At 54.6% G+C, this 14,477-nt stretch carries 14 protein-coding genes and 1 other RNA gene; 4 read left to right on the top strand and 11 right to left on the bottom strand.

All coding sequences use genetic code 11. The features are described 5' to 3' along the window. Nucleotides 1–101: 101 nt before the first annotated feature. From ubiI to EPIR_RS03390, 4 genes are read right to left on the bottom strand one after another with little or no spacing between them, the layout of a single operon-like run. Nucleotides 102–1,304: an FAD-dependent 2-octaprenylphenol hydroxylase gene (gene ubiI / locus EPIR_RS03405; RefSeq protein ID WP_023653903.1), complete on the bottom strand. Its 1,203-nt coding sequence runs from the start codon at nt 1,302–1,304 to the stop codon at nt 102–104. A gap of 13 nt (nt 1,305–1,317) precedes the next feature. Continuing rightward, complete coding sequence (gene ubiH / locus EPIR_RS03400) at nt 1,318–2,496, bottom strand: 2-octaprenyl-6-methoxyphenyl hydroxylase (RefSeq protein ID WP_023653902.1); 1,179 nt, start codon at nt 2,494–2,496, stop codon at nt 1,318–1,320. Further along, on the bottom strand, nt 2,493–3,809 hold the full coding sequence (gene pepP, locus EPIR_RS03395; protein WP_023653901.1) for a Xaa-Pro aminopeptidase: 1,317 nt from the start codon (nt 3,807–3,809) through the stop codon (nt 2,493–2,495). The genes ubiH and pepP overlap by 4 nt, the downstream gene beginning before the upstream one ends. 51 nt (nt 3,810–3,860) lie before the next feature. Further along, nucleotides 3,861–4,439 (bottom strand): YecA/YgfB family protein, encoded by a 579-nt coding sequence (locus EPIR_RS03390; RefSeq protein ID WP_048696834.1) that lies wholly within the window; start codon nt 4,437–4,439, stop codon nt 3,861–3,863. 170 nt (nt 4,440–4,609) lie between these two features. Here EPIR_RS03390 and zapA point away from each other — a divergent pair, with 170 nt between their 5' ends. From zapA to EPIR_RS03380, 3 genes are all read left to right on the top strand, one after another. Further along, nucleotides 4,610–4,939 (top strand): cell division protein ZapA, encoded by a 330-nt coding sequence (gene zapA, locus EPIR_RS03385; RefSeq protein ID WP_012442508.1) that lies wholly within the window; start codon nt 4,610–4,612, stop codon nt 4,937–4,939. Between the two features lie 41 nt (nt 4,940–4,980). Beyond that, a non-coding RNA gene (gene ssrS, locus EPIR_RS17995) (6S RNA) lies at nt 4,981–5,165 on the top strand. Nucleotides 5,166–5,334: 169 nt separating this feature from the next. After that, a complete protein-coding gene (locus tag EPIR_RS03380; RefSeq protein ID WP_023653899.1) occupies nt 5,335–5,934 on the top strand; it encodes a 5-formyltetrahydrofolate cyclo-ligase in 600 nt (199 codons plus the stop codon). 53 nt (nt 5,935–5,987) lie between these two features. On the opposite strand, the gene serA is transcribed toward EPIR_RS03380, so the two are convergent. Both serA and rpiA read right to left on the bottom strand, forming a co-directional pair. Then, nucleotides 5,988–7,226: a phosphoglycerate dehydrogenase gene (serA, locus tag EPIR_RS03375; protein WP_023653898.1), complete on the bottom strand. Its 1,239-nt coding sequence runs from the start codon at nt 7,224–7,226 to the stop codon at nt 5,988–5,990. Between the two features lie 386 nt (nt 7,227–7,612). After that, a complete protein-coding gene (gene rpiA, locus EPIR_RS03370; RefSeq protein ID WP_023653897.1) occupies nt 7,613–8,272 on the bottom strand; it encodes a ribose-5-phosphate isomerase RpiA in 660 nt (219 codons plus the stop codon). A gap of 203 nt (nt 8,273–8,475) precedes the next feature. Here rpiA and EPIR_RS03365 point away from each other — a divergent pair, with 203 nt between their 5' ends. Beyond that, nucleotides 8,476–9,375 carry a LysR family transcriptional regulator ArgP gene (locus EPIR_RS03365; protein WP_012442512.1) on the top strand — a complete coding sequence of 300 codons (900 nt, stop codon included), beginning with the start codon at nt 8,476–8,478 and terminating at the stop codon, nt 9,373–9,375. A 50-nt stretch (nt 9,376–9,425) separates the two neighbouring features. Here the strand turns inward: EPIR_RS03365 and EPIR_RS03360 are convergent, their stop codons facing one another. The 5 genes from EPIR_RS03360 to pgk form a co-directional block, all read right to left on the bottom strand. Beyond that, nucleotides 9,426–10,163: an oxidative stress defense protein gene (locus EPIR_RS03360; RefSeq protein WP_048696795.1), complete on the bottom strand. Its 738-nt coding sequence runs from the start codon at nt 10,161–10,163 to the stop codon at nt 9,426–9,428. A gap of 120 nt (nt 10,164–10,283) precedes the next feature. Next, a complete protein-coding gene (gene argO / locus EPIR_RS03355; RefSeq protein WP_023653895.1) occupies nt 10,284–10,901 on the bottom strand; it encodes an arginine exporter ArgO in 618 nt (205 codons plus the stop codon). A 188-nt stretch (nt 10,902–11,089) separates the two neighbouring features. Further along, on the bottom strand, nt 11,090–11,971 hold the full coding sequence (gene mscS, locus EPIR_RS03350) for a small-conductance mechanosensitive channel MscS (protein ID WP_023653894.1): 882 nt from the start codon (nt 11,969–11,971) through the stop codon (nt 11,090–11,092). A gap of 180 nt (nt 11,972–12,151) precedes the next feature. Then, on the bottom strand, nt 12,152–13,231 hold the full coding sequence (fbaA, locus tag EPIR_RS03345) for a class II fructose-bisphosphate aldolase (RefSeq protein ID WP_023653893.1): 1,080 nt from the start codon (nt 13,229–13,231) through the stop codon (nt 12,152–12,154). 80 nt (nt 13,232–13,311) lie between these two features. Then, nucleotides 13,312–14,475 carry a phosphoglycerate kinase gene (gene pgk, locus EPIR_RS03340; protein ID WP_023653892.1) on the bottom strand — a complete coding sequence of 388 codons (1,164 nt, stop codon included), beginning with the start codon at nt 14,473–14,475 and terminating at the stop codon, nt 13,312–13,314. Between the last annotated feature and the right edge of the window lie 2 nt (nt 14,476–14,477).

Raw genomic sequence — 14,477 nt, 5'->3', positions numbered from 1 at the left:
TCAAACGATGCTCGAAAATGGGGCTCGGATTGCACCATGTTGATTAAAGGGACGTGCGGCAATAAAAAAAGGGGCCGAAGCCCCCATTAACACGTCTGGCGCTAGCGCAGCCAGTCGGGCAAATCGTGCAGGCCCATCGCCTGTTTTAACAGCCGTGGCTTAACCCCCGGCAGGTTATCAGCCAGCGCCAGGCCGATATCACGCAGCATTTTTTTCGCCGGATGATTGCCGTCAAACAGTTCGCGGAACCCCTGCATGCTGGCCAGCATCACTGCGGCGCTATGTTTACGGCTGCGCTCGTAGCGGCGCAGATAGAGGTGCTGACCGATATCTTTGCCCTGCTGGTGCAGGCGGCGTACTTCACCGATTAATTCAGCCGCATCCATAAAGCCGAGGTTAACCCCCTGCCCCGCCAGCGGATGAATGGTGTGGGCGGCATCGCCGACCAGCGCCAGACGATGGGCAGCAAAGCTGCGCGCGTAACGCCCCATCAATGGGAAAGTTTTACGCTCGCTGGCCAGCTCACACAAACCGAGGCGCAGATCAAAGCTCACCGACAGCTGTTGATTAAACAGTGCTTCCGGCATCTCCTTCAGACGTGACGATTCCTGTGGCGGCAGCGACCAGACGATGGAGCTGAGATGCGGATCGCTAAGTGGCAGAAAGGCGAGGATACCGTCACCGTGAAACACCTGGCGTGCGACAGACTGATGCGGTTTCTCCGTGCGGATATTGGCGACCAGCGCATGATGCTGGTAATCCCAGAAGGTGAGTGGGATATCAGCTTTGTTGCGCAGCCAGGAATTGGCTCCGTCTGCCGCTACCAGCAGGCGGGCGGTCATCATGCTGCCATCCTGTAAGGTGACAAAGGCTTCTTTATCGCCAAAGGCCACCTGCTGTAGCTCGGCGGGAGCAAGCAGCGTGATATCACTTAGCTGCTGCGCACGCTGCCACAGCGCCTGATGGATCACATTATTTTCAATAATATGACCGAGATGCGCCAGGCCCTGCTGCTCATCGTCAAAGGCGATATGACCGAAACTGTCGCGATCCCAAACTTCCATACCGTGATAGGCGCTGGCGCGCATACCCAGGATCTGGCTCCACACGCCAAGATGCTGGAGCAAACGTTCGCTGGCCGCGTTAATTGCCGAAACACGCAGCGCATGCGGCGCATCGTTGGCTGGCGTGACCGGTTGTTCACGCTCCAGCACCGCCACGCGCAGTCCGCTGCCCTGTAAACCACAGGCCACCGCCAGTCCAACCATGCCGCCACCGGCGATGATCACATCATAGCTTTGCATTACTGCTTTCTCCTCAACGCTTAACCCAGCCCAGAGTGCGCTCGGCAAGCAAATTACGTAACGGCGGCAGGTTGTCCATCGCCATCAGTCCCAGATTGCGCCCAATCACCAGCGGCGCATAGCGGTTGGCAAACATTCTGACCAGCCCATCCGTAATGCCGATAGTGGCCCTTGCGTCCGGCCGGCGACGCTGCTGATAGTGTTGCAGCGTGGCATAATCACCCACGCCCCGCTGGCTGCGCCAGGCCGCTGCCAGCGTTTCCGCCAGTGACATGACGTCACGTATACCAAGGTTAAATCCCTGACCCGCAATAGGGTGCAGGGTCTGCGCGGCATTGCCGACCAGCGCCAGACGATGGGAAATATGCTGAGTGGCGGTCTGTAACTGCAACGGATAGCTGTGCCGTTGCCCAACCTGCTTCAGCCGCCCAAGCCGCCAGCCAAAAGCGCGTTGTAGACGCGCAAGGAACTCCTCATTGCTCCAGCCGTCCACCGCCGCTTTCTCTGCCAGCGGATGGCACCACACCAGCGAGCTGCGACCCTCTGACATCGGCAGCAGCGCCAGCGGCCCGTGCCGGGTAAAACGTTCAAAGGCCCGCCCCTGATGCGCCAGCTCGCTGGACACATTGGCAATCACCGCCAGCTGCTGGTAATCCGCGCTTTGCCACTGCATACCGCAGGCGGCGGCAACCTGTGAGCGTGCGCCGTCCGCCGCCACCAGCAATTCACCATCAAGTCGTTTGCCGCTGGTCAGCGTGACGCTGACGCTATCCTGCGAGCGTTCGACCCCGGCGACCTTATCCGGGCAGCACAGGGTGATGCCGGGTGACTGCTGTAAACGAGCAAACAATCTTTGCCCGACATCATGCAGTTCGACCACCTGCCCTAATGCCGATACGCCGTAATCAGCAGCATCGAGTGAGACAAAGCTGGCGTGGCCGCGATCGCTAACGTGAACCTGGGTAATGGCGGTAGCGACCGGAGCCAGTAACGGCCAGAGATCAATCGCCGCCAGCTGCTGACGGGTGCCTTCCGCCAGGGCGATAGCGCGCCCGTCGTAACCCGGATGGGCACGACCGGCAGGCTCGTTGGCTTCCACCAGCGTCACCGCCAGTTTTCCCTGGGTTAAATGAGAAATAGCCAGCGCCAGCGTGGCGCCGGCCATCCCTCCTCCTGCGATAATGATGCTCATGGACGTTTCGCTGCCGCCATCAGGGCTTCAATGTCATCGGCATCTTTGACCACCGAATCAGTCAGGTTCTCATTGCCATCGACGGTGATAATAATGTCATCTTCAATACGAATGCCGATACCGCGATACTCAGGCGGTACATCAGCATCCGGGGCAATATACAGACCGGGTTCTATGGTCAGCACCATGCCCGGTTGCAGGATGCGGTCACGATCGACACCGTAGTGACCCACGTCATGGACGTCCAGCCCAAGCCAGTGACTTAACCCGTGCATAAAGAACTGGCGGTGGGCATTTTCAGCAATCAGGATGTCAGGATCGCCCTGCATTATCCCTAGTTTAACCAGTCCACTAACCATAATTTCCAGCACTTGCGCCGTCACCTCACGGATGCTGGTGCCGGGGCGATACAGTTCCAGCGCACGGTTGAGCGAGGCCAGCACAATATCGTAGACGGCGCGCTGCGGAGCGCTGAACTTGCCGCCTACCGGAAAAGTGCGTGTAATATCTCCGGCATAGCCTTGCAATTCACAGCCAGCGTCTATCAGTACCAGCTGGCCATCGCGCATCTGACTTTCGTTTTCGGTGTAGTGCAGGATGCAGGCGTTTTCACCCGACCCGACAATGGTGTTATAGGAGGGGAAACGCGCGCCGTGGCGATTGAATTCGTGTTGGATTTCCCCCTCCAGCTGATACTCAAACATACCGGGACGCGACTGCTGCATGGCTCGCGTATGGGCCAACGCGCTGATACGTCCAGCTTCACGCAGTACGGCCTGTTCTTCAGGAGATTTAATCAGACGCAGTTCATGTACCCACGGCCGCCAGTCGGTGAGCGTGGCAGGTGCAGAGAGATTCTGGCGTGAACCCTGACGCAGTTTCTCTAACGCGCTAAAAACGATGCCGTCAGCAAAGGCATACTGCCCCTGCGCGTGATAAACAACATCCAGCCCGTTCAGCAACAGATGGAGCTGATCTGCCATATCATCCCACGGTAATGCCCGGTCCACCGCCAGCGTTTCAGGCGCGGCGTCCTGCCCGAGGCGACGTCCAAACCAGATTTCAGCGGTCAGGTCACGCACACGGTTGAATAACACGCTGTGACTGTGATTATCTGCGCTTTTTATCAGCAGCAGCACGGCTTCCGGCTCGTTAAAGCCGGTGAAGTACCAGAAATCACTGTTCTGCCGATAAGGATATTCGCTGTCGTTGCTGCGCGTGACTTCCGGGGCGGCAAAAATTAACGCCGCACTGGCCGGGGCCATTTTCATTAACAGCGCCTGGCGGCGACGCAAAAACTCTTGCTGGGTCATTCAACCTCCTGAATGCAAATCCGTTAAATCACCACTGTCGGGGGATTTCCCTTAATGCAGCGTCGGTTTTTTCATTTCGACGTTGGTGGGCGCTACCACTCGGGTAAAGGTATCGTGGCACAGTAATGCGGCTACGCGCACATACTCCACGACCTCTTCCAGAGACTGCTCCAACTCTTCCTGATCTTCATCTTCATCATAACCGAGCTGGGCAATAGTGCGTAAATCGTCGATCGCTTCGCCGGTCTCTCCCTTCACCTTGTCGAGTTTTGGCTGCGTGACGCCTAATCCCAACAAGAAGTGGTTGACCCAGCCAGCAAGGGCATCGGCGCGGTCAAATACGCTGATGTCATCATCATCCGGCAGGTAAAGCTGAAACAGGAAGCCGTCATCTTCCAGCGCATTGCCCGTGGCGTCGTGCAGCTCTTGCAGAGGCAGAGCCAGCACCTGTGACCAGGCCATCCCCTCGTTGGTTAGATCGTGCACTTGGGTCTGCCAGCGGTCACCGCTGCCGCCGCAGATTAATCCGCTGATCAGACCATGCATTTCGGCAGGAGTCATGGCAACACCCTGCTGGGTAAGTACTGAGGCCAGAGCGTTGTAGCCCGGCATGATATTAGTTAGTGACATACGTTTTGGCCGTCGTTGGCTGAATAAGTTCATGTTATGCTACCACCAGGTGCCTCGATGATTCCAGAAAGGGGTTGTTTCTTATATTTGGGGTAGTTATAGTGACGCCCGTTCCAAGCCCTTGAGCGGTAAGGATGATTGCGGGTACAGTAATCAGTCAGGATGGTGACATGTCTGCACAACCGGTAGATCTTCAAATTTTTGGCCGTTCATTACGAGTAAATTGTCCGCCGGAACAGCAAGATGCGCTGAACCTGGCTGCTGAAGACCTCAATCAACGGTTGCAAGACTTAAAAGTTCGCACTAGAGTCACGAATACCGAGCAGTTAGTTTTTATTGCTGCCCTGAATATTTGCCATGAGTTGGCGCAGGAAAAATCTAAAACTCGTGACTATGCGTCAAATATGGAGCAGCGTATCCGGATGCTGCAACAGACCATCGAACAGGCATTGCTTGAACAGGGTCGCATTACTGAACGTACCGGAACGAACTTCGAATAACACTTTACCGTTAGCTATGATAGAGTGACGTTGAAGGACAAAATTCTCTGAGGTGTTTGCAAGCGGGCCAGTCCCCTGAGCCGATATTTCATACCAAACAGAGTGTGGCGCTCTGTAACCTGTGTGTATGCTCGGTCCGTCCGAGAAACCTGATGGTTACGACGGCATGCTCATCTTGAACCAAGGGTTCAAGGGTTACAGCCTGCGGCGGCATCTCGGAGATCCCTCTTTTATTCCTGCTCTACCCAGCCATTGACTGTCCCTTCGCCTCCCCGTCACCTACACTCACTGCAACAAGATTTTGCGTTACGCTCATCCAGCACATCGAATCGGGTGTTCAGGTAAGGCGTGATGTCTAACCGCAGACTGCACCTGTACCGGGAGACGCTGCTTTTATGAACCTCAACCTGCGCGATCGTCAGGATATCCGTCACCACATCCGCCAGCTGCGCCGCCAAATCAGCGACGAACAGCAGCAGCTTGCCGCCGTGCAGGCCGCCGAACGGGCGCTAAATTTTGCCCCGTTACAGCAAGCGAAAAACATTGCGCTGTTCCTTTCCGTCGATGGTGAACTCAATACACGCCCACTCATCGCCCGCCTCTGGCAACGTAAGCAAAATGTGTATTTGCCGGTGCTGCATCCGTTCTCACCGGGCAATCTGCTGTTTATGCGCTATGACCAACAAACCGCTCTGACAATCAACCGTCTGCGCATCCCAGAGCCACCGCTGGATATTCGTCATATTCTGCCACTCTCCGAGCTGGACGTGATGATGGTGCCGCTGGTGGCCTTTGATAAGGCAGGGCAACGACTGGGTATGGGCGGAGGATTTTACGACAGAACGTTGCAGAACTGGCCACAGCACGGTTTTTTACCGGTGGGGCTGGCGCATGACTGTCAGCAGGTGGAGCAGTTACCGATGGCGGAGTGGGATGTGCCGCTACCAGCGCTGATCACGCCGTCAAAGATTTGGCAATGGTCATTGCGGCGTTAATCAGCTGGCTCAACCCCCCGACGCTTTCGCCGGGGGGTTGAGCCAGCGGAACGTTAGTAAAGCAGACGGGCGCGGACGGTTCCCGGGATCGCCTTCATCAGCTGCAACGCTTTATCGGCAATTTCCTGCGGTGCTTCGACATCAATCACCACATATCCCATCTGCGGGGTCGTTTGCAGATACTGAGCGAGGATATTAATGCCCTGCTCGGCAAAGATCTGGTTAATCGCCGTCAGTACGCCGGGACGGTTTTCATGAATATGCATCAGGCGGCTGGCGTTGGCCCCATGCATAGGCAGTGAAGCCTCAGGGAAATTAACCGCTGACAGCGTAGAGCCGTTATCGGAGTATTTCGCCAGTTTCCCCGCCACTTCAATACCGATATTCTCCTGCGCTTCCTGAGTAGAACCGCCGATATGTGGCGTCAGGATGACGTTATCAAACTCACACAGCGGTGAATTGAAAGGATCGCTGTTGGTAGCCGGCTCTACCGGGAATACGTCAATTGCCGCGCCCGCCAGATGCTTAGACGCCAGAGCATTGCACAAAGCAGGAATATCTACCACCGTGCCGCGTGAGGCGTTGATCAGCAGTGCGCCTGGCTTCATCTGCGACAGCTGTTCTGCGCCAATCATATCTTGGGTGGACGGAGTTTCCGGCACATGCAGGCTTACCACATCGCTCATATTCAGCAGGTCAGAAAGATGTTGAACCTGGGTAGCATTACCGAGCGGCAGCTTGCTTTCGATATCATAGAAGAAAACGTGCATGCCGAGGCTTTCCGCCAGTACGCCCAGCTGCATACCAATATGACCGTAGCCGATGATACCCAGCTTCTTGCCACGCGCTTCATAGGAGCCAACCGCCAGCTTGTGCCACTGACCACGGTGCGCTTTGGCGTTTGCCGCAGGAACACCGCGCAACATCAACAGCAGCTCCCCGATAACCAGCTCAGCGACGGAGCGAGTATTAGAGAATGGCGCATTGAATACCGGAATACCGCGTATCGCCGCAGCGTCCAAATCAACCTGGTTAGTCCCAATGCAGAAGCAGCCAACGGCCACCAGTTTCTCCGCCGCAGCGAAGATCTCTTCGGTGAGGTGGGTACGCGAACGCAGTCCAATAAAGTGCGCATCGCGGATAGATTCTTTCAGCGATTCGCTATCCAGTGCGCCCTTATGAAATTCGATGTTGGTGTAGCCCGCCGAGCGCAGATTATCAACTGCACTCTGATGCACGCCTTCCACCAACAGGAATTTAATCTTGTCTTTCTCCAGTGATACTTTTGCCATTTCGCGTTCCCGACCTTGTTTTGCAGACCTCAGATGTGGCTGGATCCTCATCATCCCGCCTGTTGTCGAGGCGCTGTACGCTGCGCCAGGCTAAGCCAGCAGGTAAAGCGGCACCATGCTGCAACAGGCGTTCTGGTGAGGATATAAGATAGCCTTCTGCCAAAATAACAAAATTTACGCCAGCAGCAATACAAACGATTGCCTGCGGTTCAGCACGGCTGGCCCAACATGCAGCACAAATCAATAGAAAATCGCGGCGCAATCCCTGACATCAGGAGGATCGCACAGCTGGAGAGCACAATGTGACATAAGTCACTAAATTTTAGTCATGAAAAAATTGTTTTTTTTATGCCGAAATATCAGGTGCCGACACGACACCTGACAGATCATTTTTTAATGGTCTGCACACCACGGGCAGTGCCAATCAGCGCCACATCGGCACCACGGGCGGCAAACAGGCCCACTGTCACCACGCCAGTCAGGGCGTTGATCGCTGTTTCCAGCCTGATGGGGTCAATAATGCTGAGATTATGCACGTCGAGAATAATATTACCGTTGTCGGTCACCACATCCTGACGGTATTCCGGCAGGCCGCCGAGCTTTACCAGCTCGCGCGCGACATAGGCGCGTGCCATCGGGATCACTTCCACAGGCAGTGGAAAATGTCCTAACACATCAACCTGCTTCGACTCATCAGCAATGCAGATAAAGCGATCGGCGACCGCAGCAATGATCTTCTCACGCGTCAGCGCGGCACCACCGCCTTTGATCATTTGCATCTGCCCGTTGATCTCATCAGCGCCGTCAACATAGAGCGAGAGGGCGTCGATTTCGTTGAGGTCGAAAACGGGGATGCCGTAAGCCTTCAGTCTGGCGGTAGAAATCTCCGAGCTGGAAACCGTTCCCTCGATTTGGTGTTTGATCGACGCCAGCGCATCAATAAAATGCGCGGCGGTCGAACCGGTGCCAACCCCAACGATAGTCCCCGGCGTGACGTAATCAAGCGCGGCCCAGCCTACAGCCTTTTTCAGTTCATCCTGCGTCATGGTATGTTTAAAACCCGTGCTGCCACTCTGTGCGCGTAGTATAAAGCAAGCTCATTAAAAAAAACCGTTCTGTACCACGTTGATTGGCAAGAATGGAATCTGGCACGCAAAGTACTGAATTCATAATGTGGCATTCGCTCGGCGCAAGTTGCAGAATATATGGCATAGTGACCTACCACACCTGAAAGAGAGTGCAAAAATTAATGAAACGCCCGGATTACCGAACGCTTCAGGCGCTGGATGCAGTGATCCGTGAACGCGGCTTTGAACGCGCGGCACAAAAGCTGTGTATCACCCAGTCTGCGGTCTCACAGCGCATTAAACAGCTGGAGAACATGTTCGGTCAGCCGCTGCTGGTGCGAACCGTACCGCCGCGCCCTACGGAGCAAGGACAAAAACTGCTGGCGCTGTTGCATCAGGTTGAGCTGCTGGAAGAAGAGTGGCTGGGTGATGATAACAGCGGCACAACCCCGCTGCTGCTGTCGCTGGCGGTCAACGCCGACAGCCTGGCGACCTGGCTGCTGCCCGCGCTGAAAACCGTACTGACCGACTCGCCGGTGCGTTTGAATATTCAGGTGGAAGATGAAACCCGAACTCAGGAACGCCTGCGCCGTGGTGAAGTGGTCGGCGCGGTCAGTATCCAGCCGCAGCCGCTGCCCAGCTGTCTGGTCGATCGGCTGGGAGCGCTTGATTATCTGTTTGTCGGCTCAAAAGAGTTTGCTGCCCGCTACTTCCCGAATGGCGTGACGCGCTCCGCCTTGCTGAAAGCTCCGGCGGTCGCTTTTGACCATCTGGATGACATGCACCAGGCCTTCTTGCAGCAGAATTTCGATCTGTCGCCCGGCAGCGTACCCTGCCATATCGTTAACTCATCGGAAGCATTTGTGCAGCTGGCACGACAAGGAACCACCTGCTGTATGATCCCGCACTTGCAGATAGAGCGGGAGCTGGCGGAGGGAGAATTGATCGATTTAACGCCGGGGCTGTTGCAACGCCGTATGCTCTACTGGCACCGTTTTTCCCCGGAGAGCCGCCTGATGCGTAAAGTGACGGATGCCCTTCTGGCACATGGCCACCGCGTGCTGCGTCAGGATACGGCATAGTGGGTTTTGCGGGGCGGCCAACAAGCAAGCGGCCGCCCGCAGAACTCGCGTTACGGATTACGCTGTAGTTCAAACACCACATCAACCTGATCGTCAAAGTGAATACTCTGCTGCTCGTAGGTTTGCCCGGCAGAGGTCGATACGGCGGCATCAGCGGTTTTGTACATCCGCGCCATCGGCATGGGCTGGTAGTTGGCAACATGATAGCGAATGCTATAGATCGGCCCAAGCTTAGTGCCAAAGCCCTGCGCCAGTTCACCGGCCTGCTTAGTCGCATCCTCGATCGCCGCTTTTCGCGCCCGATCGCGGTACTGCTCTGGGTTAGCGACGCCTAGTTCAACCCCACTGATTTCATTGAGGCCTGATTTCAGCGCTCCATCCAACAGCTCGTTCAGTTTTTCAAGATGGCGCAGCGTAACCTGTACCTGACGCACCGCACGATAGCCTTTCAGCACTGACTTACCGTCTTTCTGATAGTCGTATTCTGGCTGAGTACGCAGATTCGCTGCGTTAACATCTTTCTTATCGATGCCGTTTTTGTTCAGGAAATCAAAATATTGCTGTACGCGGCTATCGGCCTGCTTTTTGGCTTCTCCGGCATCTTTAGCGGAAACGTTAACTTCAATAGCGAGGGTGGCAATATCCGGTGTGGCATCCACGCTGGATTTCCCAGAGGTAACGATATGCGGCCTGTTTGGTAGTTCATCCGCCTGCACTGCCAGTGGCAAAGTACCTAATCCCAATATAGCGGCCAGGGCCAGTTTAGTCAGCTTCACTGCGTTCTCCATGTGGTCTGTCTTCAAATTGATTCAAAAGGCTGGCGAACCTTGTCATCATGTCGCCAACCCGTTTTGCTGCGCAAATACACGTCATACTATGACCCCGGCTTCGCCAGCGAGTTCCCCTCATCAGGTGGAGATAGCCTGCCATGCCAGTTTGATGGCAATCGCCCACATCATCAGCCCTACAAGCAGATTAATTATGCGCTGAGCGCGTGTGGTATTGAGTCGCGGAGCTAACCACGCGGCCAGCAACGCCAGGCCAAAAAACCACAGCAGCGAGGCGCTGGCAGTGCCGAGAGCAAACCAGCGTCGTGCCTCTGGCGGCAGCTGACCACCGAGACTGCCGAGCACAACAAACGTATCCAGATAGACATGCGGATTCAGCCAGGTCACCGCTATGATGGTGATCACGATGCGCCATCGCCCGTGCTGCAACGCAGCCGCTGATGCCAGTTGGACATTTCCACCGCAGGCAATACGCAGCGCCCCCCAGCCGTACCACAGCAGAAAAGCCACCCCACCCCAGGTGACCAGGCTAAGCAGCAGCACCGACTGATTCAACAGGGCGCTACCGCCAAAAATACCGCCGCAAATCAGTAGAATATCACTCAGCGTACAGAGCGCCGCCGTCATCAGATGAAACTGGCGACGTATCCCCTGATTCAATACGAATGCATTCTGCGGCCCCAGCGGCAGGATCAGGGCTGCCCCCATAGCAACACCTTGAAAATAAACAGATAACATAATAAAACCTCGCCGGTTATTTTTTTCGGCAAGTGTATAGAGGTGGGATGATCAGGGGAAATTTAAAAATTTAATGGTCAATCAGAAATGCTAATAAAAGGAGGGAATGAACAGGGCTGACCGCTAAGGTCAACCCAGGTACAGCAAGGTCGGCATTGCGCTTAAAAACGGGCTAGCGCGTAATGCGATTATTCCGGCTGGGCGGTTTTTTCCGTCGCTTCGCCAGATGTAGTCTGATGAAAATGCACATCCATCTGCGGATAAGGAATACCGATTTTGTTCTCATCCAATGCGATCTTGAAGTTTTTCATCAGATCCCAATAGACGTTTTGCATATCGTCCAGCTTGCTCCAGCAGCGCACGATGACATTAACGGATGAACCGGCAAGTTCATTAACCCCTATCTGTACGCCACGTTCCTGCACCACACGCGGCTCGGCATCGACCACCTCACGCAGTACCTTAAATACCCGATCGATATCCGCATCGTAGGCAACGCCAATAATAAATTCATTACGGCGCTCAGGCTCACGCGAATAGTTGATGATATTGCCGCCGATAATTTTACCGTTTGGCACGACGATAATCTTGCCATCGGTGCTTCGCAGCGTGCTGGAGAAGATCTGTACCTGTAGTACCGTACCGCTCACACCACCGAGGTCAACAAACTCCCCCGCACGGAATGGACGGAAGGTCACCAGCAGTACGCCTGCCGCAAGGTTACCCAGGGAGCCCTGTAGCGCCATCGCAAAGGCTAAGCTGGCAGCAGCCAGTGCGGCAATGACAGATGCGGTTTCAACTCCCACTCGCCCCAGAGCCGCTATCAGCGTAAAGGCAATAATACCGTAACGAACCAGCCCGGAAAGAAAATCAGCTACGGTAGGATCGATATGTCGTGCTACCAGCAACCTGTTGACGGTTTTAGCAATAAGGCGCGCCGCAACCATACCAACAGTAATGATAACAATTGCCGCGACGATATTGACCACGTAACCAAGCAGCAGCGCCTGATTACGCACCAGCCAGCCACCGGCGCTGTTGATGCCATCTACCACATTCAAATTATCCATTTCCCTATCCTGTTGTTAGCCCAAGGGGCGTTCAAATTCTTGCCGTGATCACGGCAACCGCTGGAGTAAGGGTAAAACAATAAAGTGAGATGTGCCAAGTAAGTGGCGAGATTGCTTATATTTTCTGCAAAAAGCGCGAAAAAAAAGGCCCGTGCGGGCCTTTTTTGTACAAAAGCGTAATTACAGTACGTCGACGGCGTTCAACTCTTTAAATGCCTGCTCCAGACGAACAATCATTGAAGCCTGGGAAGCACGCAGCCATACGCGCGGATCGTAAAACTTTTTGTTCGGCTTATCTGCGCCTTCCGGGTTGCCCAGCTGCGCCTGAAGATAGCCTTCATTCTTTTTGTAGTACTGCAGGATGCCGTCCCAGGTTGCCCATTGGGTATCGGTATCGATGTTCATTTTGATCACACCGTAGCTGATTGATTCCTGAATCTCAGCAGCGGATGAACCAGAACCACCGTGGAACACGAAGTCCAGTGAGTTGTGCTCAAGGTTGTGTTTCTTGCTGACGTACTGCTGGGAGTCACGCAGAATAGTCGGGGTCAGTTTCACGTTACCTGGCTTGTATACGCCATGCACGTTACCGAAAGAGGCCGCAATGGTGAAACGCGGGCTGATTTTGCTTAGCTCTGTGTAAGCATAATCCACATCTTCTGGCTGGGTGTAGAGTGCAGAAGCGTCCATATGGCTGTTGTCAACGCCATCTTCTTCACCACCGGTGCAGCCCAGTTCAATTTCCAGGGTCATGTCGATTTTCGCCATGCGCGCCAGGTATTTGCTGGAAATTTCGATGTTCTCTTCCAGAGACTCTTCAGACAGGTCAATCATGTGAGAAGAGAACAGTGGCTTACCGGTTTTAGCGAAGTGTGCTTCGCCCGCATCCAGCAGACCGTCGATCCACGGCAACAGTTTCTTCGCGCAGTGGTCAGTATGCAGGATCACCGGCACGCCGTAGTGCTCGGCCATCAGGTGTACGTGATGTGCGCCAGAGATAGCACCGAAGATGGCAGCGGCCTGCGGCTGGTCTGATTTCAGACCTTTGCCCGCGATAAAGCCCGCACCGCCGTTAGAGAACTGGATAATGACCGGCGCTTTCACTTTCGCGGCGGTTTCCAGTACGGCATTGATAGAGTCAGTCCCTACGCAGTTAACAGCAGGCAGGGCGAACTTGTTCTCTTTCGCCACTTTGAAAATCTTCTGCACGTCGTCACCGGTGACAACGCCTGGTTTTACGAAATCAAAAATTTTAGACATGTTTGCTTGTCCTGTTTTTGTCGGCCGTTTAATCGGAATCTGTGAAATCAATCAGGCGGGGAACGTCCCCGCCACAGGGTTTACTGTTTTGCACGCTCTTCCAGCATGGCAACCGCTGGCAGAACTTTGCCCTCTACGAATTCGAGGAAGGCACCGCCACCGGTAGAGATATAAGAAATTTTATCTTCGATACCAAACAGGTCGATGGCTGCCAGCGTATCACCACCGCCAGCAATGGAAAATGCATCGCTGTCTGCAATCGCGTTAGCAACGATTTCAGTTCCTTTGCGGAAGTTAGGGAATTCGAACACGCCTACCGGGCCGTTCCACAAAATAGTTTTGGCATCTTTCAGCAGCTTAGCCATTGCCAGTGCGGTTTCGTCACCGAAGTCCATGATCTCTTCGTTATCCTGAACTTCAGACACTTTCTTCACGGTAGATGGCGCAGTTTCAGAGAATTCCGTGCCTACGCGAGAGTCAACCGGAACCGGGATCCCGTACTCATCACGCAGTTTTTTCGCCGCATCAACGAAATCTGGCTCGTACAGGGATTTACCGACGTTGTTCTCAATGGCCACAAAGGTATTGGCGATGCCACCGCCGACGATAACGGTGTCAGCAATCTTAACCAGCGAATTGAGCACATCAAACTTGGTGGAAACTTTCGATCCCCCCACCACTGCCACCATTGGGCGCGCAGGGCTTTTCAGCGCTTTGCCTAAGGCTTCAAGTTCAGCTGACAGCAGCGGACCCGCACAAGCAACCGGAGCAAACTTGCCCACGCCGTGGGTAGAAGCCTGTGCGCGGTGCGCGGTGCCGAAGGCATCCATCACAAAGATGTCGCACAGCGCTGCATATTTTTTGGAGAGGGTTTCGTCGTCTTTCTTTTCGCCTTTGTTAAAGCGCACGTTTTCCAACACCACCAGCTTACCAGCGGCCAGCTCAACACCATCGAGGTAGTCTTTTGCCAGGGAGACGTTGTCTGCTCCCAGTTTCTCTTTCAGGTAGTTAACGACCGGCAGCAGAGAGAACTCTTCGCTGTATTCACCTTCGGTCGGGCGGCCCAGGTGGGAGGTCACCATCACTTTGGCGCCCTGCTTCAGCGCCGCTTCGATGGTCGGCAGAGAAGCGCGAATACGTGCATCAGACGTCACTTTCCCTTCTTTTACCGGCACGTTCAGATCTGCACGGATCAGAACACGTTTACCAGCAAGATCCAGATCGGTCATCTTAATTACAGACATGG

It is taken from the genome of Erwinia piriflorinigrans CFBP 5888, from assembly GCF_001050515.1.
In the GTDB taxonomy this organism is placed as follows: Bacteria; Pseudomonadota; Gammaproteobacteria; order Enterobacterales; family Enterobacteriaceae; genus Erwinia; species Erwinia piriflorinigrans.
This window is presented reverse-complemented; position numbering and strand designations above follow the sequence as displayed.